Origin of the sequence: Flavobacterium luteum, from assembly GCF_008806775.1 — a bacterium.
GTDB classification, from domain to species: Bacteria; Bacteroidota; Bacteroidia; order Flavobacteriales; family Flavobacteriaceae; genus Flavobacterium; species Flavobacterium luteum.
Window position 1 is genome coordinate 373,349 of sequence record NZ_WAEM01000003.1, and the last position, 18,372, is coordinate 391,720.

20 protein-coding genes and 3 tRNA genes are annotated in these 18,372 nt (G+C 31.7%); 11 read left to right on the forward strand and 12 right to left on the reverse strand.

Annotation, left to right across the window (positions count from 1 at the left end):
* The first annotated feature begins 5 nt into the window (after positions 1 to 5).
* Positions 6 to 1,076 carry a YncE family protein gene (locus F6464_RS08845; RefSeq protein ID WP_151107440.1) on the forward strand — a complete coding sequence of 357 codons (1,071 nt, stop codon included), beginning with the start codon at positions 6 to 8 and terminating at the stop codon, positions 1,074 to 1,076.
* Positions 1,077 to 1,147: 71 nt separating this feature from the next.
* Here F6464_RS08845 and F6464_RS08850 read toward each other — a convergent pair whose 3' ends face one another.
* Positions 1,148 to 2,617, reverse strand: coding sequence for a S41 family peptidase (locus F6464_RS08850; protein ID WP_151107441.1), 1,470 nt, complete (start codon positions 2,615 to 2,617; stop codon positions 1,148 to 1,150).
* A 117-nt stretch (positions 2,618 to 2,734) separates the two neighbouring features.
* On the opposite strand from F6464_RS08850, the gene F6464_RS08855 reads away from it, so the two are divergent.
* The 4 genes from F6464_RS08855 to F6464_RS08870 are packed head-to-tail and all read left to right on the forward strand — an operon-like array spanning position 2,735 to position 4,756.
* Positions 2,735 to 3,244, forward strand: a complete 510-nt coding sequence (locus tag F6464_RS08855; RefSeq protein WP_151107442.1) for an RNA polymerase sigma factor — start codon at positions 2,735 to 2,737, stop codon at positions 3,242 to 3,244.
* On the forward strand, positions 3,231 to 3,677 hold the full coding sequence (locus F6464_RS08860) for a hypothetical protein (RefSeq protein ID WP_151107443.1): 447 nt from the start codon (positions 3,231 to 3,233) through the stop codon (positions 3,675 to 3,677). The genes F6464_RS08855 and F6464_RS08860 overlap by 14 nt, the downstream gene beginning before the upstream one ends.
* 13 nt (positions 3,678 to 3,690) lie before the next feature.
* Positions 3,691 to 4,218 carry a DUF4252 domain-containing protein gene (locus tag F6464_RS08865; protein WP_151107444.1) on the forward strand — a complete coding sequence of 176 codons (528 nt, stop codon included), beginning with the start codon at positions 3,691 to 3,693 and terminating at the stop codon, positions 4,216 to 4,218.
* Position 4,219: 1 nt separating this feature from the next.
* Complete coding sequence (locus F6464_RS08870) at positions 4,220 to 4,756, forward strand: DUF4252 domain-containing protein (RefSeq protein WP_151107445.1); 537 nt, start codon at positions 4,220 to 4,222, stop codon at positions 4,754 to 4,756.
* 177 nt (positions 4,757 to 4,933) lie between these two features.
* Here the strand turns inward: F6464_RS08870 and F6464_RS08875 are convergent, their stop codons facing one another.
* From F6464_RS08875 to F6464_RS08890, 4 genes are read right to left on the reverse strand one after another with little or no spacing between them, the layout of a single operon-like run.
* Complete coding sequence (locus F6464_RS08875) at positions 4,934 to 5,377, reverse strand: sterol desaturase family protein (RefSeq protein ID WP_151107446.1); 444 nt, start codon at positions 5,375 to 5,377, stop codon at positions 4,934 to 4,936.
* A gap of 12 nt (positions 5,378 to 5,389) precedes the next feature.
* Positions 5,390 to 6,229, reverse strand: a complete 840-nt coding sequence (locus F6464_RS08880) for a phytoene/squalene synthase family protein (protein ID WP_151107447.1) — start codon at positions 6,227 to 6,229, stop codon at positions 5,390 to 5,392.
* 4 nt (positions 6,230 to 6,233) lie between these two features.
* Entirely contained in the window at positions 6,234 to 7,694 is a 1,461-nt protein-coding gene (locus tag F6464_RS08885) for a phytoene desaturase family protein (protein ID WP_151107448.1), read from the reverse strand.
* A gap of 55 nt (positions 7,695 to 7,749) precedes the next feature.
* Entirely contained in the window at positions 7,750 to 8,646 is an 897-nt protein-coding gene (locus F6464_RS08890; protein WP_151107449.1) for a MerR family transcriptional regulator, read from the reverse strand.
* A 337-nt stretch (positions 8,647 to 8,983) separates the two neighbouring features.
* Between F6464_RS08890 and F6464_RS08895 the strand changes: the two genes are divergently transcribed.
* From F6464_RS08895 to F6464_RS08905, 3 genes are all read left to right on the forward strand, one after another.
* Complete coding sequence (locus tag F6464_RS08895) at positions 8,984 to 9,853, forward strand: SGNH/GDSL hydrolase family protein (protein WP_151107450.1); 870 nt, start codon at positions 8,984 to 8,986, stop codon at positions 9,851 to 9,853.
* A gap of 244 nt (positions 9,854 to 10,097) precedes the next feature.
* Positions 10,098 to 10,583, forward strand: coding sequence for a hypothetical protein (locus F6464_RS08900; RefSeq protein ID WP_151107451.1), 486 nt, complete (start codon positions 10,098 to 10,100; stop codon positions 10,581 to 10,583).
* A 164-nt stretch (positions 10,584 to 10,747) separates the two neighbouring features.
* Positions 10,748 to 11,764, forward strand: coding sequence for a type I restriction enzyme HsdR N-terminal domain-containing protein (locus tag F6464_RS08905; RefSeq protein WP_151107452.1), 1,017 nt, complete (start codon positions 10,748 to 10,750; stop codon positions 11,762 to 11,764).
* Positions 11,765 to 11,983: 219 nt separating this feature from the next.
* Here the strand turns inward: F6464_RS08905 and F6464_RS08910 are convergent.
* The 3 genes from F6464_RS08910 to F6464_RS08920 form a co-directional block, all read right to left on the reverse strand.
* A tRNA-Leu gene (locus tag F6464_RS08910) sits at positions 11,984 to 12,066 on the reverse strand.
* 40 nt (positions 12,067 to 12,106) lie between these two features.
* Positions 12,107 to 12,179 (reverse strand) — tRNA-Lys (locus F6464_RS08915).
* 27 nt (positions 12,180 to 12,206) lie between these two features.
* A tRNA-Lys gene (locus tag F6464_RS08920) sits at positions 12,207 to 12,279 on the reverse strand.
* Positions 12,280 to 12,406: 127 nt separating this feature from the next.
* On the opposite strand from F6464_RS08920, the gene F6464_RS08925 reads away from it, so the two are divergent.
* The gene (locus F6464_RS08925; RefSeq protein ID WP_151107453.1) at positions 12,407 to 12,925 is read left to right on the forward strand and encodes a shikimate kinase; all 519 of its coding nucleotides are present in this window, start codon (positions 12,407 to 12,409) and stop codon (positions 12,923 to 12,925) included.
* Here F6464_RS08925 and F6464_RS08930 read toward each other — a convergent pair.
* Both F6464_RS08930 and F6464_RS08935 read right to left on the reverse strand, forming a co-directional pair.
* On the reverse strand, positions 12,917 to 13,414 hold the full coding sequence (locus F6464_RS08930; RefSeq protein WP_151107454.1) for a phosphoribosyltransferase family protein: 498 nt from the start codon (positions 13,412 to 13,414) through the stop codon (positions 12,917 to 12,919). The two genes, F6464_RS08925 and F6464_RS08930, sit on opposite strands and share 9 nt — an antisense overlap.
* A gap of 245 nt (positions 13,415 to 13,659) precedes the next feature.
* On the reverse strand, positions 13,660 to 14,028 hold the full coding sequence (locus tag F6464_RS08935; protein WP_151107455.1) for an RNA-binding S4 domain-containing protein: 369 nt from the start codon (positions 14,026 to 14,028) through the stop codon (positions 13,660 to 13,662).
* Between the two features lie 79 nt (positions 14,029 to 14,107).
* Between F6464_RS08935 and F6464_RS08940 the strand changes: the two genes are divergently transcribed.
* On the forward strand, positions 14,108 to 15,082 hold the full coding sequence (locus F6464_RS08940) for an FKBP-type peptidyl-prolyl cis-trans isomerase (RefSeq protein WP_151107456.1): 975 nt from the start codon (positions 14,108 to 14,110) through the stop codon (positions 15,080 to 15,082).
* An 80-nt stretch (positions 15,083 to 15,162) separates the two neighbouring features.
* On the opposite strand, the gene F6464_RS08945 is transcribed toward F6464_RS08940, so the two are convergent.
* Positions 15,163 to 16,116: a transketolase family protein gene (locus F6464_RS08945; RefSeq protein WP_151107457.1), complete on the reverse strand. Its 954-nt coding sequence runs from the start codon at positions 16,114 to 16,116 to the stop codon at positions 15,163 to 15,165.
* 82 nt (positions 16,117 to 16,198) lie between these two features.
* Complete coding sequence (locus tag F6464_RS08950; RefSeq protein ID WP_151107458.1) at positions 16,199 to 17,053, reverse strand: transketolase; 855 nt, start codon at positions 17,051 to 17,053, stop codon at positions 16,199 to 16,201.
* Positions 17,054 to 17,219: 166 nt separating this feature from the next.
* Between F6464_RS08950 and tgt the strand changes: the two genes are divergently transcribed.
* The gene (gene tgt / locus F6464_RS08955) at positions 17,220 to 18,350 is read left to right on the forward strand and encodes a tRNA guanosine(34) transglycosylase Tgt (protein ID WP_151107459.1); all 1,131 of its coding nucleotides are present in this window, start codon (positions 17,220 to 17,222) and stop codon (positions 18,348 to 18,350) included.
* Positions 18,351 to 18,372: the final 22 nt, after the last annotated feature.

Here is an 18,372-nt window from a genome sequence, read left to right on the forward strand (position 1 = left end):
TAATCATGAATCTTAAAAAATTAGTTTTTGGTGCTCTATTTAGTGTTGTTTTTTTTACATCGTGTAGTGACGATGATGATACAATTGTTGAAACACCAATTGGGGCTTATGATAATGGCGTTTTGATTTTAAATCAAGGAGGATTTGGCAAGGGAAATGCTTCACTATCCTACCTCTCAGTTGATTCAAACACATTTCAAAATAATATTTTTGCATTGGTAAATCCTACAATTATATTAGGTGATACGGGTCAAGATGTTGGTTTTTATAATGAATTTGCGTATATTGTTATGAATGGTTCCAATAAAATTGAAATTGTAAATAGATATACGATGGCACATGTTGCAACAATTTCAACAGGTTTGTCAAATCCAAGATATATTGTGTTTTATAATGGCAAAGGGTATGTTTCAAATTGGGGAAATGGGAGTAGTACTAGCGATGACTATATTGCTGTAATAAACTTATCAAACAACACATTATCAGCTCCAATTCCTGTTATGGAGGGACCTGAGCAAATGGCAATTGCTAACGGTAAATTGTACGTGGCGCATCTTGGTGGTTTAGGAGTTGGATCAACGGTTTCCATTATTAATTTATCTACTAATGGTATTTCATCTCTAAGTGTTGGTGATGCACCAAATTCTTTAGAGATTTCAGGAGAAACTTTATACGTTTTAAGCGGAGGGAAGCCGAGTTGGACAGGTAGCGAAACTGCGGGTAAATTATCAAAAATCAATTTATCAAATGATACTGTTTCAGGCACAATAGATTTTGCTTTAACATCCCATCCATCTAATTTAGAAATTTCAAACAGTGATTTGTTTTATACAGTTGATTCTGATGTTTTTAAAACATTAGTAAATACTTCAACTTTGCCAACTACTGCTTTGTTTTCAACTACTGCACAAGGGGTTTATGGTGTGTATAGTTTTGAAGTTCAAAATGAAAAAATTTATATTGGAGATGCTGTAGATTATAGTTCAGATGGAAAAATTTATGTGTATTCTTCAACTGGAAATTTAGAAATTTCTAAAACAGTTGGAGTAGTTCCTGCTGGATTCTATTTTAACTAGTATTTAAATAAAAATGGCTTTCGTTTTGTGAAAGCCATTTTTTTATTAAACACTATTTTTCAAACTTGTTTTTAAGGCAAATCAACATACATTTCACTTTTCATTCTATTCAAAGGATAGCTGTCAATAACATTTTCAAAAATCATTTTCGGATTTTGCGGAGTTCCTCTTCCTGAACCTTTAATTTGTGAAATAGCGACATTTAATAGGGGATCGCTAGCATCTCCTAAAACACCCAATTTAGTAAAATCTTCTTTTAATTCAGTATTTGGTTTTAAGCCATCTTTATTATAATCACCAAAACCAACTTTATTTACAATTTTTAAAACTAAGGGTTGCATGGCATAACGATGTGAAGTATTTACATCTTTTTTTGCAAACGTTGGAGAATCGTATAAAGTAATAGAACCTACATTTTTTCCAGTAGTATAATCCCCAATTTGAATCACATTTATATATGGTTTTAATCCATTAATGACCAATTCACTAGCTGATGCTGTGTTTTTAGAAGTTAAAATATAAATTTTAGTCAGATTTAAACTATTTATAGTAGCCCCATTATTAATTTTATCCGTAAAAAGGTTTAATAAATTGGAAGAGTTGTTATTGGCAAAATAGGCTTCTGCTTTAGCATTCCATTGTTGTTTAGCAAAAATCTGTCCTGTAAATTGTCCCGTAATCATACTAGCCAATCGTGTAGCAGTTGCAATTGAACCACCCGAATTGTAACGTAAGTCTAGAACAAAATCAGTTATTCCTTGAGACTTTAGTTCTCCAAAAGCGTTGTTCAATTGAGACTCGTAAGCTGGATAAAAACCATTATACATTAAATAGCCAATCTTATTACTACCGCTTTCAATTACTTTATTAATATAAACAGGATTTTCAGATAAAACGGTTTTTGTTAATGTGACGGAGCGGTTGTTTGGCGTAAAATTTCCGTTATCAAAATCAGCAAGATTTAAAGTATAGGTTTCTGAATTATTTAAAAGTGATAAATTACCATTTTTTGTGTTAATTCGGTCTCTAAAAAGCGGAACTCCATCAATGGCATAAAAAATATCACCACGGCGAATGTCTTTGCTTGCAGCATCTGAATTGGGCAATACATATTCAACAAAGCCTATAACAGCATTTTCTGTGTTGTTTTTATACTTCAAACTATATGAAACACCGTTGTTTTTAGTGGTTCCAGAAAGCACTCCTTCTAATAACGAATAATCAGAAGTAATAATGCTAAATCGATCTATTGCCTCTCCTTCGGGAAATTTACTTTTTGGTTTGTTTAATAAGTCTTGAAATAAATCTTCGGGACTAGAATAGCCATAAAGAAATGAATTCAAATCTTTTTGATTTTTAAATTTTGAATCGGATAAATTAGGAACATCGGCTTGCCACAAATAGTATAAATTCAATCCTTTCCAAATAAAATCATTTACTTTTATATTGCTTGGAGTAGAAACATCATCAAAATCTTCACAACTCTGAAAAATTGAAAATAGTAGTACTAATAGAATTGAAAATTTTGAAAGTGTTTTCATAAAAAAAGGTTGATACATAATCAACGTAAAAATACTAACTTTAGTTTTATTTTCAATACTTTGTAACAAATAGTATTAATGCTCGTCTTGATTGTATAACTAGTTATTATTTTTTTTATGAACCAAAACGAGTTTGTGTTGCTAATTGCTCCATTCAAAGACAAAGTTTTTAGGCTAGCGAAGCGATTGCTCATAAGTACTGAAGAAGCAGAAGATGCCACTCAGGAAGTTTTGGTTAAATTATGGAGTAAAGACGAAAGTTTAAACAAGTATACGAGTGTTGAAGCTTTTGCAATGACCATCACTAAAAATTATTGTTTAGATCAGTTAAAATCAAAAAGGGCAGGGAATCTTAAAATTGTTCATACTAATTTTGCAGACAGTGAACCTAGATTAGATAAAAAAGTAGAGGATAGGGATAGTTTAAATTGGGTGGAAAAAATAATTGACCAATTGCCTGAACAACAACGATTAATTATTCAACTGAGAGACATTGAGCAATATGAATTTGAGGAAATTGCCAAAATTTTAGTAATGAATGAAACTGCTATTCGAGTAGCACTTTCAAGAGCACGAAAAACAATACGAGAATTTATGATAAAAACACACAGTTATGGAGTTCAGTAAAATAGAAACACTTTTAGAAAAATACTTTCAAGGCGATACGAGTATTGCTGAAGAGAATGAGTTAAAAAAATACTTTTCTTCACCAAATGTTTTGCCCCATTTAGAACAATACAAATCTTTGTTCGGTTACTTTACTCAAGCCAAACAACAAGAATTTAATCATCTAATACCATTAAAATCTAAAAAACAGAATCTAAATTGGTTGTCAATTGCAGCTTCGGTTGTTGTTATGCTAGGAATAGGAATGTATGTATATCTGAATACTAATACCAGTCAGAATCAAGATTTAGGCACTTATGATAATCCTGAAATTGCTTTTAAGGAAACCCAAAAAGCATTAGCCTTATTGTCAAATCATGTAAACGTTGGCATAGAAAGTGTACACTATGTTGAAGAATATCAGAATTCCAAAAATTTAATTTTTAAACCATAATAAATAAAAAAAAATGAAAAAATTTATAATTACAGTTGTAGTAGTATTAGTTTCTAATACTTTTTTCGGACAGTCGGCTTTCGATAAATTTGATGGTCAAGATGATGTAACATCAATTATAGTGAACAAAAAAATGTTTGAATTGATGAGCAAAGTAAAAATGGATGCCACCGACAAACAAGCGCAGCAATATCTCAACTTGATAAAAAAATTAGACAATTTAAAAGTGTTTACTACAAAAAGCACAAGAGTAGAAAACGAAATGAAAGTTGCTACCGACAAATACATAAAATCATCAGGTTTAGAAGAATTGATGCGTGTAAATGAAAACGGAAGAAATATTAAGATTCTTGTGAAGTCAGGTACAAATGATTCCCAAGTTAAAGAATTACTCATGTTTATTGAAGGTGCTAAGAATGATGATACGGTCTTAATGTCATTGACTGGTGATTTCGATTTGAATGAAATTTCAGTTCTTACGGATAAAATGAGAATTCCTGGCGGCGACGATTTGAAGAAAGCAACAAAAGGCAAAAAGTAGCATGCGACTGATTTATAATTTTCTAGCGCTTAGCAGTTTGTTTTTTATAAGCTGCAATTCGGAACCTAGTTTACAGAAATACTTTGTAGAAAACACAGAAAACAAAAATTTTATTGCACTAGATGTATCGCCAAGTATTTTGAATATTGATAAAACAAAATTATCAGCAGAGCAAAACCAAGCCTTGCAATCGTTTGATAAAATGAATATTCTAGCATTTAAATTAAATGACACTAACAAAGCACAATTTGAAATAGAACGAGCTAAAGTAGACACTATTTTAAAAGACAAAAAGTACCAACAATTAATGAAATTTGATTCAGGCAAAGAAGGTGCTTCTGTAAATTTTGTGGGTTCAGACAATCATATTGAAGAGTTTGTCCTATTTGCCAATAAAAAAGAAAACGGATTTGCTGTGATCCGAATTTTAGGAAAAGACATGAATCCAACAAGTATCATGACCATGATGTCGGTTTTGCAAAGTGCTAATATTGATTTAGAACAACTAAAACCCTTGCAGGAAATGTTAAAAAAATAGTTTTAAGAGGTTAATTCTACTAAAAAAGCGTCCTGATTTAGTAAATCGGAACGCTTTTTTTATATAATAGCTTTTACAACCGTTAGTTCGAATGTTTTAGTGCAGTAAAACGGAACAAAAAATGTATCGAGAACCGATTAATATAAAGTAAATTATGCCAAAGGCTTTAAAATGAAATTACTTCTTAAAATATTTAAAAGGAACAAATAACATCCCAAAACATTCTCCATCTTCTTTGCCAACGTGTTTGTGATGCATTTTGTGAGCTCTTCTGACGGCTTTACCATAAGCGCTATTAGCATTTCGGAACAATTTAAAACGTTGATGAATAAAGATATCATGAACGATAAAATAAGCCAATCCGTAAGCAAAAATTCCTAGTCCTAAAGCCAATCCTATTTTTAAAATGTTGTTCTGCCACAGCAAGAAACATCCAATACTAACCATAGCATAAAAAATAAAAAAAGCGTCATTTCTTTCAAACCAAGAATCATGATCTTTTTTATGATGATCCGCGTGTAATGACCATAAAAAACCATGCATAATGTATTTATGACTGAACCAAGCCATAAACTCCATGAAGATAAAAGTCACAAAAAAAACAAAAATATTCAACCACATGATGTATTAAATTTAAATTATATTTAATTTATAAGATAAATAACATTTGGCAAAAAGCCCGTATTTTTGATAATCAGAAACCCTAATTCGAGAGTTTTTTATTTCAGATGAAGGCGTTTTTTTTAATTTGGAAAGCAATTTTTTATAATAGCAATAGGCGGTGTAAACACCAAATTTAGCTTCTAATGGTAAATCTACAATTCCTTCATAACCCGCTTTAAAATCGGCTTCAATTTCTTCTACAATTTTTAATTTAGAAACTTCGTCTAATTTATTCAAATCAGTATTTGGAAAATAGGTTCTATTCAAACCTTCAAAATCGGCTTTCAAATCCCTAAGAAAATTGACTTTCTGAAAAGCGGATCCCAGTCGCATGGCAGAGTTTTTTAATTCTTCATATTTGGCTTCATCGCCCTTTACAAAAACTTTCAAACACATTAAACCTACTACATCTGCTGATCCAAAAATGTATTCGTTATATTCTTCTTGACTATTATATTCGGTTTTTGTTAAATCGAGTTTCATGCTTTTCATGAAAGCATCAATCAATTCATTTGGAATATTATATTTAGAGACAGTATGCTGAAAAGAGTTCAAAATAGGATTTAAACTAATTTTGTGCTTTAAGGCCAGTTCTAAATTTGTCTCAAAAAGCGCAAACAATTCTTCTTTGTTATACTCATGAAAACTATCAACTATTTCATCTGCAAAACGAACAAAACCATAAATATTATAAATATCTTGTCGAATACTTGGTGCCAACATTTTTACCGCAGAAGAAAAAGAAGTGCTATAGGATTGAGTTACATTCCTACTACATTCAAATGAAATTTTATCAAATAGCGATTTCATAGTATTAAATGTTTTTTTCTATTAATTCGGCTACTAATTTTCCAGAGATTAATGCTGGAGGAACCCCGGGTCCAGGAACCGTAAGCTGTCCGGTAAAATATAAATTTTCTACTTTTTTGCTTTTCAATTTAGGTCTTAAAAAAGCCGTTTGCAACAATGTATTCGCCATTCCGTAAGCATTTCCTTTATAGGAGTTGTATTCAGAAACAAAATCATTTTTACAAAAAGACTGCTTAAAGATAATATTATTTTTTACTTTTTGTTGTGTTAATTTTTCAAAACGGTCAATAATTTTTTCAAAATAAGCTTCACGCAATTCTTCAGAGTCTTCTATTCCTGGTGCTAATGGTATTAGGAAAAAACCCGTTTCCATTCCTTTTGGCGCTGCTGTTTCATCAGTAATGGATGGGAAATTAGCATAGAACAAAGGTTCGTTAGGCCATTTAGGTTTATCGTAAATATCTATGGCATGTTGATTAAAGTCGACATCAAAAAACAAGGCATGATGCGAGATGTTTTCTATTTTTTTGTCGAAACCTACATAGAATAATAAAGAGGAAGGAGCAAAAACTCGACTTTCCCAATATTTTTCAGAATACGCACGATGTTCTTGGTCTAATAAAGTTTCGGTGTGATGGTAATCGGCGCCGCTCAAAATGACATCTGCTTTCAGCGTTTCTCCATTAACCACCAATGCTACTGCTTTTTTATTTTCAACAAATATTTTTTCAATATTTGCATTTACATGAAAAGTTACGCCTAGTTCTTTAGCTAATTTTTCCATGGCTAAAACTACATCATACATGCCTGTTTTTGGATGCCAAGTTCCCAGTCCAAAATCAGCAAAATTCATAAAACTATAAAAGGAAGGCGTATCTGAAGGTTTAGCTCCAAGAAATAATACCGGAAATTCTAAAATTTGAATTAATCGAATGTTTTTGAATTTTTTACGAATATCTCTGCTAATGTTGCTAAAAAACTGATTTACTTTCTTGGCAGTTTCTAGAGTAATCAATTCTAACGGAGAAACACCAGGTCTGTAAACCAAATCTTTTATGGCAATATCATAATTGCTTTTGGCTTCGTTCATGAATTCTTGTAGAATTTTTCCACTACCTTTTTCGATGGCTTCGAAAGTGGTTATAATTTCTGGTAAATTATCGGCGATGGCTATAAAGTCATTTATTCCATAATAAACTCTGTAGGCAGGTGACAGTTTTATGAGTTGGTAATAATCGGAAGTTTTTTTGTCAAAATCCCCAAAAAAGCGTTCGAATACATCGGGCATCCAATACCAGCTAGGCCCCATATCAAAAGTAAAACCATCTCGTTTAAGTTGGCGTGCTCTACCGCCAATAGAATCGTTTTTTTCATAAACCGTTACTCGATGCCCTTTTTTTGCAAGGTAACAAGCAGCAGAAAGTGCCGAAAAACCAGAACCAATTATTTTTATATCTTTTTTCATATTGTCTAACAAAGGTAATAAAAAGCTAAACAATAATAATTATTTGTAGTCAATTTTATAAATTATTTACCAATTCAGAAATGGAATGATGAATTTTATTGTTGGGTTTTAAATTATTCGTGTCAATAAATTCAACCATTCTGCCAATTATCCATAATTCTGAATTTTCGTCGATTATTTCTGAATTTATTTTTTTGACATAATCATTTACTTCGTCTTTATTTGGTTCAACAGTTAAATACGAAATGTATACAATTTTGTCAAAGTAGTTTTTAAGGTCTTTCAGGCTATCAATAGGCACACTTTCGCCAAGATAAATAGATTTATAGCCATGAAAATTAACTTCATAATTCAGATACATCAATCCCAATTCGTGAATTTCATTCGATGGGAGGTACAAAACAAAAACTTTATCAGTATTTACCGGCTCAGAAGTTTGTAATTTCTCTGTGTTTATTAGTACTTTTTGTTTAATTAAATACGTGATGAAATGCTCATGTGCTGGAGTTATAGTATCAGACTGCCACAACAATCCAATTTCACTCATAAGCGGAATAAACACTTCGTAAAACACTTCGCGGAATGATTTTTTAGAAAGCAAAGTATTGTAAGTATTAAAAAATAATGCCTGATCAAAATTCATCATTGCCATTTTAAATGCATTTATAGCATGATTCTTTGCACTTTTTTCAGAAACAATTTCCCTTACTAAAGCAGGTATAGTTTCCGGTGGGTATTTTGATATTTTTGATATTTTGTAGCCATGATTGTGCAACAAGACTATGTTTAACAGCTTTTGCAAACCCGCTAAATCATAGTATCTAATATTGGTATCGGTACGCATGGGTTCCAGAACGTTGTATCTCTTTTCCCAGATTCGAATGGTATGTGCTTTAATACCAGAAAGGTTTTCTAAATCCTTAATGCTAAAAACATTTTTAACGTTGTTCATGTTTTTTAAATATTTATTAAACAAAAGTAGCAATATTTTTTTGTTTAACGATAGAATAAGTAAAATAATTTAAAAACAACTAGGAGCAGTATCTTTTGTTAGATTCTAAACGTAATTTTTTACACAAGGCGAATAAACAATTACTAAACAAGAAAACCCATTGGGTGCAATTATTGAATTTTTTGGGTGTTATAAATAAGGAAGTTTCTTTTTTGCATAAGTCAAAAGCAATATAATTTATTTAAAAGCAAATTAATTAACTCGTATACGGAAAGCCGTAAAGTAATTGATTTTTATAGGATTTAATTTGATCATTCTTAATTAAAACCTAAAAAAAATGAAAAAATTACTCTTTATTTTAGTATCAATTTCAACTTTTGCACAAAATGATTTTTCTTCTTTAAAAGGGAAGCGGATTTGGTATTTTGGCGACAGCATAACAATGGGACAAGACATAGGAGGGCTTTCTTATCCGGCTTATGTAAGCTATCATTATGGAGCTATTACAATGAATAAGGCAGTTTCAGGAACTACAATGATGAAACAAGAGCCTATAAATAAATTAGCGGCTAATAATATGGAATATTGGGCAACATTTCCAAACACTCCAATTTACGACTCTAAAAAAGACGGGTTACTATTTATATCCTTTTTGACAAATGATGTTGGGTTATTTTATCCTGATTATACTATAGAAAACTATGGAAAAGCTGTAGATTATGTTGTTCAGGGAATTATTAATGCTGGTTGGCCAAAAGACAGAATTAAATTTAATGTTAGATATTTTATAACATCTAAAGGAATTGACTACACAACTATTAATCGATTATATGTGCCTAATAAAGCAACTTTAGAACGATACAATGCCTTTGCTGATTTATTAAAATTAAAATTAGACGGTTACGGAATTCAGTATTTTGACCATTGGGATTCCTTATCTTCTATACCAGATGCCGTATCTTATCTAGACGCTATTGAAATTCATCCTAATACATTTATGCATAAAATAATTGCCGACAATATCATTAAAGATTTATACATTGAACCTAAATTATCCACTTCTGAATTTGAAATAAACGAAACTTTTACAGACATTCTATATTATAACATATTAGGACAAATAATGTCAGAACCAAAAGGAATCACAATAGTCAAAGGAAGAAAAAACGGATTGCTATTTACTAAAAAGGTATACGTAAACGAATAAATGCATCACTTTAAACGGAATAGAAATTTACAGCGATATCATAAAAAAAATTGCTCACCGCTAGAGAAACACTTACAAAAATTGAAAAGGAAATAGTTGCACAACCACTAATGGGTCTAATAAAATAAAGGAGTTTCTTTTTTACATAAATCAAAAGCAATAAAATTTTATATTTACGAGAAGCCGTAATTTTAATTCATTTGGATTGGTTAGATTTGGGTATTATTAATTTAAAAATAAAATCATGATAGGAGTTATACCAAATCCCAAAAAAACTATTACAGTAGATTTCCCAATTGAAAAGGTAAAAATTGGAGTTGATAGAATAAGTAAACTTTCCAAAACTTACAAGTTTACTAAAAGTAATGAGGTTTTTAATCAATCAACTTTTGAGGCAACAGAATTTTTAAGTTTTGGTGTTTATATTGATATTAATTTATCATCTGTAAACGAAAATAGAACAGAAATTACAGTAGAAATAAGAAGAAAAATTGGTTCTTTTGATAAATCACATGAGGTAACTAATGCAAACGAACATATTGGTAAAATTTTAGAAATTCTCTCAAAAGGAATAACTTATTCTGAAGAGGATTTTATTGATATTAAAGAAACTGAATCAAATAAAATAATTGAAAAAAAGAAGTCAACTAAAAAAAGAAGGATTATTATTTGGGGCATTATTTTAATAATCATATTTTTAATGAGTAAATGGGGTCCATTTTACAATTAATCCAAATTTCTTAAACAATTAAAAGGCGTAACAATTAAGTAACGCCTTTTTTTGTTCAAATTGTCAAAAGCAATAAATTTTTAACATTTACGGGAAACACTAATTTTAATTCATTTGGATTGGTTAGATTTGGTAATTGTTAATTTAATATTTTAAATATTTTTATGGAAGTCAATATACCAAAACAAGCTATAAGTCAATTAAAAAAAGCACTTGATAATTTTAAAATTAATGATGCAATAGAATTATGTACGAATGAAGCACAAACTAGAAAGTTTTTAATTGAACCATTTTTCTTAATGCTTAATTATGTTTCAAACGATTTAATTCCTGAGTATAATGCAGATTTTGGAGATAGAATAAGCCAAAAAATTGATTATGCAATCTTGTTAAATAAAAAAGATACTATTCTTGTTGAAGCCAAAAAATACAGTAGTAAACTTACTGATAAAGAGGCCGGACAATTAAACGGATATTTTAATAATACAAAAAATTCTAAAATCGCAATTCTAACAAACGGTATTGAATATAGATTTTATTCAGATGTTGTTGAGCCTAACATAATTGATAATAAACCATTTTACACATTTAACATTATCAATTATAGTGAAAATGATATTGAATCATTGATTAAATTTGATAAAAGGTATATTAAAGTAATTGACATAGTTAAAACTGCTCAAGAAGTAGTTTTTGTTGAAAGTTTCGAAAATGCTTTTTTTAAAGAATTAGTTGCTCCCTCAAAAGATTTACTAAAAATAATTCATAGAAATATGACTTTTGCAACAAAATTTAATGAGGAAAACATCGGCAAAATGATTAATCTTGTCAATTCGTCTTTTTTAAAATGCTTGTATGATAAAAAAGTTCAACTAGAATCGTTATCAAATTCTCAGGGAGTTATTACAACAGAATTAGAAATTCAGGCATATCATACAATAAGAACATTGCTTATTCAAAACAAAAAAATTCCAAAAGAAAGGGTAAGTTACAGAGATTTTAAAGGTTTTTTTAATATCAGTATTGATGATAATTCAAAAAAAGTCATTTGTAAATTAGTTTTTAATGGTGCTAAAATGAAAATTTTTATTGGAGACAATGAGTATAATTTAGAACATATTGATGATTTACTTAAATATAAAACGGAGTTGACAAATAGAACATTATTGTTAATTGAATAAAATTGATATTATTAATTAAAAAAGATGGTTCATTCAGAAATTCTAATTTAACCGAACAACTGAATCCACACTTAGTTGAATTATTCAAAATCAAGAAAAAAACAAAATCAGATTGGTAAATTAAAACAACAAAGGCGAACCACAACGGAACGCCTTTTTTTAATTAGTTTAGTAATGGAACTAAAAACCTTGCAAAGCCTTATAAATGGCTTTATTCTGTGACCACGGCGGGATTTGAACCCGCACGCCCTTGCGAGCACCAGCCCCTCAAGCTGGCAAGTCTACCGTTTCTCCACGTGGCCTAAAACAAAAAAAGCCATTCGCTTAAACGAACGACTTTAGTGACCCGACTGGGGCTCGAACCCAGGACCCCATCATTAAAAGTGATGTGCTCTACCAACTGAGCTATCGAGTCGTAGCATGAAGATTATGTGAAAATTTGTGACCCGACTGGGGCTCGAACCCAGGACCCCATCATTAAAAGTGATGTGCTCTACCAACTGAGCTATCGAGTCATTAACATTTCTTCAATGCGGGTGCAAATATAAGGCGTTATTATTTATTTTTCAAAGCTATTTTATTTTAAATTTGCCTTTTTTTACTATTTATTGTTAATGTCTTTGTTTATAAGGTTTTATTGCTATGAAGAAAATAATTTTGATTGGTTATATGGGTTCTGGGAAGTCTACAATTGCAAAATTATTGTCAAAAAGTATCGGTTTTGAGTATCTAGATCTGGATGAATTGATTGAAAAAGAGCTAGATTCATCGGTTTCTTCTATTTTTGAGCAAAAGGGAGAAGTCTATTTTAGGAAAAAGGAACACGAGATTTTAAAGAAAACACTCCAATTAAATCAAAATTTGATTATAAGTCTAGGAGGTGGCACGCCTTGTTTTGCTAATAATCTAGAATTGCTGCAAGCAGACACGATTACGACCATTTATTTGAAAGCTTCTATTGAAAATTTATACAGAAGATTGCAGTTTCAAAAAGCCAATAGACCTTTAATAGCCTCAAAAAATGAAGAAGAAATGAAAGAGTTTATTGCAAAGCATCTTTTTGAACGCAGTTTTTATTACAATCAAGCAAAATATATTTTTACTACAGATAATAAATCGCCTGCGGAAACAGTTTCGGAAATAAGAGCTGTCTTAATTTAAATACGCATAACTGTTGTCCTTTTCAAAAACAACCTGAACATGTTCCTGTAACGACGTGCTCAATGAAATTCCTTTAAAATCGGCCTTAACTGGATATTTTTTGTGATTTCTATCTACTAAAACGGCTGTTTTAAATTTCTTAAGTGGCACTTCTAAAAAGTGTTTTACGCCATAAACGAGTGTTGTTCCCGAACTTAAAACATCATCTACAAGAACAAGCCCTTTATTTTGATAATCTTCTTTTGGTATAGAGGTTGTAATAGGAGCAGTAGGATTTAGTTTATCGATATAAACTTCGCACAATATTACTTTTAGTGTTGAGATGGATTCTAAAGCCTGTGCAATCTTTTCGGCAAAAACATATCCATTTCTTGTAATTCCAGCTATCACAATGGTATCTTCATCAACAAAAGTTTCGTAGATTTGATAGGCGATCCGCTTTATTTTATGATCTATTTCAAGGTTGTTTAGGATGATATTTTGACTCATTTTTTTTATTTTACAGGTCACAAAAATAGTTAAAACTATGCACTTTAGTGCATTTAGCTATAGCTTCTAAAAATGTTTTTTTTACCACAGATTCACAGATTTTCAAATCATTTTTAAAATTTGTGAATCTGCGGTGAAATTTCACGAATTAAATTATATGCTTTAGCTTAACAGACTTTCAGTCTGCAAAACCAAATCTATGGACTTTTAGTCCATAGTAGTTTAGTTTAATTTCAGAATGGTTTTTAAAGCTCATTTCCAAAATCGTCAAGATCTCTTCGGTCTTTTTTAGTAGGTCTCCCGTCTCCCGTTTTTCTGTAATGTTCTTTTGACAATTTTAATAATTCTAAATGTTGGTATACTTCGGCAGGAGTTTCGTTTTTTCTGTAAATGTCAACTAATTTTGCGCCAACACGACTTTCAGGAATGTCGAGCACTGTTATAATTTGAGTGATTTGGTCTTTTCTAAAGGTAATAGTATCAGATGGAAAGACTTCTTTTGAAGGTTTTGCCAGTTGTCCGTTTACTGTAATATGGTTTTTTTTACAGGCTTCGGTAACCATATTTCTAGTTTTATAATACCGTACGCACCATAAAAATTTATCTACTCTCATATTTTTCTAAAATCGGCGTTAAATTATTCACAAAAGTAAATCAAAATTGTATCTTGCGCCCACAAAAATCATCTAATAAATGAACAAATTTAAGTTTTATTTTGTTGTAATTTCTTTCGCTGCATTGCTTTTTTCTTGCAACAAAAACGACGATACTCCAGAACCTGTTCCAGTAAGAGCTTTTAATGTGCAATACGATACTGACCTAGCTACAATTGAAGGATATCTGAAATCGTATTACATTGTAAATGATATTAGCAATCCAGATTTTGCGGATGAAGATATAACTTTCGCGAAAATTCCTGATGTTGGGGAACAAAAATCTATTTTTGACTTTTTGAATAGTGATAGTTATCCAAAGCTATTGACGAAAGAGGTACTACTTCATGACATTACTTATAAAATTTATTATTTAAAATTAAGAGCAGATAACGAATCAGGCAAACAACCTATAAGGGTTGATGAGGTTTTAACAGCTTACAGTGGATTTTACTTGAGTAGTAAAAGTGAAGAATCAGTAACGACTATAACGGCAACATTTTTTGAAACTGTTGTATTTCCGCAATCAATGTTAGGTTTAGACCGAACCATTCGAGGTTGGGGAGAGATTTTTCCAAAATTTAAGACTGGAATATATGATGCAACTCCAAGTCCAAATCCTGCTTCGTTTACGAACTTTGGCGCAGGAGTTATGTTTCTTCCTTCGGGATTAGCGTATTTCAATAGTCCTCCATTGGGTTCTAGAATCCCTTCTTACGCTCCTTTAGTATTTACTTTTAAGTTGTATGATTTAAAACGAGGCGATCAAGACCAAGACGGAGTCCTTTCGATAGATGAAAATGTTGTAGATGAAAATGGTAATTTTACCAATCTTGATACTGACGGCGACGGGAGGTCAAACTATTTAGATATTGATGACGATGGAGATGGGTATTTAACGAAAAATGAAATTAAAGACCCGATAACTGGTTTAGCTTATTCTTTTGATTTGATTCCTACTTGTGGAAATTCAGGAAATGGAAAGAAAAAACATTTAGATTCTTCTTGCCATTAACAATACATTGATAGTATTAATAAAATAAAAAAATCCCATCTTGTTATCGAGATGGGATTTCTTATACAATGCAAAGAAGATTACTTTCTTTTTATCACTCTTTCTACTGCCGCAACAATAGCTTGATTGTTTAGTTTGTATTTTTCCATTAATTGTTCGGGTGTTCCGCTTTCGCCAAAACTATCCTGAACGGCAACAAACTCTTGTGGCGCTGGATTATTCAAGGCTAATACTCTAGAAATGCTTTCTCCCAATCCGCCAAGGATATTGTGTTCTTCGGCAGTAACGATACATTTTGTTTTGGCTAATGATTTTAAAATGGCAGCTTCGTCCAAAGGCTTAATAGTGTGAATATTGATCACTTCTGCTGAAATTCCTTTAGCTTCTAATGCTTCTGCAGCAATTAATGCTTCCCAAACTAAATGTCCTGTTGCAACAATGGTTACATCTGAACCTTCGTTTAAAAGAATGGCTTTCCCTATTTCGAAAGGCTCATCTGCTGGTGTAAAGTTAGCAACAACCGGACGTCCAAAACGCAAGTAAACTGGACCGTGATGGTCAGCAATTGCTAGTGTAGCTGCTTTAGTTTGATTGTAATCGCAAGTGTTAATTACGGTCATTCCTGGCAGCATTTTCATTAATCCAATATCTTCTAATATTTGATGTGTTGCACCGTCTTCTCCTAAAGTTAAACCTGCATGTGAAGCACAGATTTTTACGTTTTTATCGGAATAAGCAACTGATTGACGAATTTGATCGTAAACTCTTCCTGTAGAAAAGTTAGCAAATGTTCCAGTAAAAGGAATTTTTCCGCCAATGGTTAAACCAGCTGCAATTCCAATCATGTTGGCCTCGGCTATTCCTATTTGAAAAAAACGTTCAGGATGATTTTTCTTGAATTCATCAAATTTTAAGGAACCTATTAAGTCAGCACAAAGTGCTACTACATTTTCATTTTTTTGACCCAACTCGGTCATTCCAGCTCCAAAACCAGAACGGGTATCTTTACTTCCTGTATTTGTATATTTTTTCATTACTTAATTTAAAATTGAATGATTTAAAAATGGAAAGATTAAAAATCCTCCTTTGAGAAAATGGTAACCTACAATATTAATTCTAGTAGTCTCTATTTCCTCCAGTATTATAATTTTGGCCTAAAGCATTTTCTAATTGTGCATCATTTGGTGCTTTACCATGCCAAGCATGACTATACATCATATAGTCTACACCATTACCCATTTCAGTATGCAATAAAACACAAACTGGTTTTCCTTTTCCAGTTCTGGATTTTGCATCGGTCATCCCAGCAATAATAGCTTCTAGATTGTTTCCTTCTTTTATTTCCAAAACATCCCAATCAAAAGCCTCAAATTTAGCACGGATACTTCCCATTGCCAATACTTCATCAGTAGTTCCGTCTATTTGTTTTCCATTAAGATCAACTGTGGCAATAAGATTGTCTACCTTTTTTGCTGAAGCATACATAATGGCTTCCCAGTTTTGACCTTCTTGCAATTCGCCATCGCCGTGAAGGGTATAGATGATGTGATTGTCTTCATTTAATTTTTTTGCTTGAGCAGCTCCAATTGCTACGGAGAGTCCTTGTCCTAATGAACCTGAAGCTATTCTCACTCCTGGTAAACCATCATGAGTTGTTGGATGCCCTTGGAGTCTTGTATTAATAAGTCGAAAAGTAGCCAATTCCTCAATTGGAAAATAACCACTTCTTGCTAAGACACTATAGAAAACAGGCGAAATATGACCGTTTGAAAGGAAGAATAGATCCTCCCCAATTCCGTCCATATCAAAACCTTCTTTTCTATCCATTAGATTTTGGTATAAGGCTATTAAAAACTCGGTACAACCAAGAGAGCCTCCAGGATGTCCAGAATTTACCGCGTGAACCATTCTAAGAATGTCTCTTCTTACTTGAATCGTTAAATCGTTTAATTGTTGTATGTTAGGCTTCATTTTGTATGTTAAAGTTAAACTGTCGCAAAAGTAATTTTTATTTTGCCGTAAGACAAATGATTTTTGCAATAGTTATCATAAGAGTAACTATTGTCTATTAAATAAAATCCTAAATCTTAAATCCTAAGTTCTAAATCTTTTATCTTTGCCGACTGAAAATAATTATATGAAGTTTGATTTATTACAAAAAGACCCGCAAACAAAAGCTAGAGCTGGAAGTATTACTACTGAGCACGGTGTAATTGAAACTCCAATTTTTATGCCTGTAGGGACAGTTGCTTCTGTAAAAGGGGTGCATCAACGAGAATTAAAAGATGAGATAAACCCAGATATTATTCTCGGAAACACCTATCATTTGTATTTAAGACCCCAAACACAAATTTTGGAAAAAGCAGGAGGCTTGCATAAATTCATGAATTGGGATAGAAATATTCTGACTGATTCTGGTGGTTATCAAGTATATTCACTTTCGGCAAATAGAAAAATTAAAGAAGAGGGCGTAAAGTTTAAATCACACATAGACGGTTCATATCATTTTTTCACACCTGAAAATGTAATGGAAATTCAGCGTACGATCGGTGCCGATATCATCATGGCTTTTGATGAGTGCACCCCGTATCCTTGCGATTATAGATATGCGCAACGCTCGATGAAGATGACGCACCGTTGGTTAGACCGTTGTATCAATCATTTAGAGAAAGTGCCTACAAAGTATGGTTTCGACCAAACTTTTTTCCCAATTGTACAAGGGAGTACCTATAAAGATTTAAGAATGCAATCGGCTGAATACATTGCAAATTCGGGTCAACAGGGAAATGCTATTGGTGGATTATCCGTAGGGGAGCCTGCTGAAGAAATGTATGCCATGACCGAAATTGTTTGTGATATTTTACCTGAAGACAAACCGAGATATCTTATGGGTGTTGGAACGCCAATAAATATTTTAGAAAATATTGCTCTAGGTATAGATATGTTCGATTGTGTAATGCCAACCCGTAACGCAAGAAACGGAATGCTATTTACTGCAAACGGAACCATAAATATTAAAAATAAAAAATGGGAAGATGACTTTTCTCCGTTAGATGAAATGGGAATGACTTTCGTTGATACCGAGTATACAAAAGCCTATTTAAGGCATTTATTTGCTGCCAATGAATATTTGGGAAAACAAATTGCTACCATTCACAATCTTGGGTTTTATATGTGGTTGGTTCGTGAAGCTAGAAAGCATATATTAGCAGGAGATTTCAGAGTTTGGAAAGAAATGATGGTTAAAAATATGAGCCAAAGATTGTAAAGAGCACGGGGATTAATGTTTT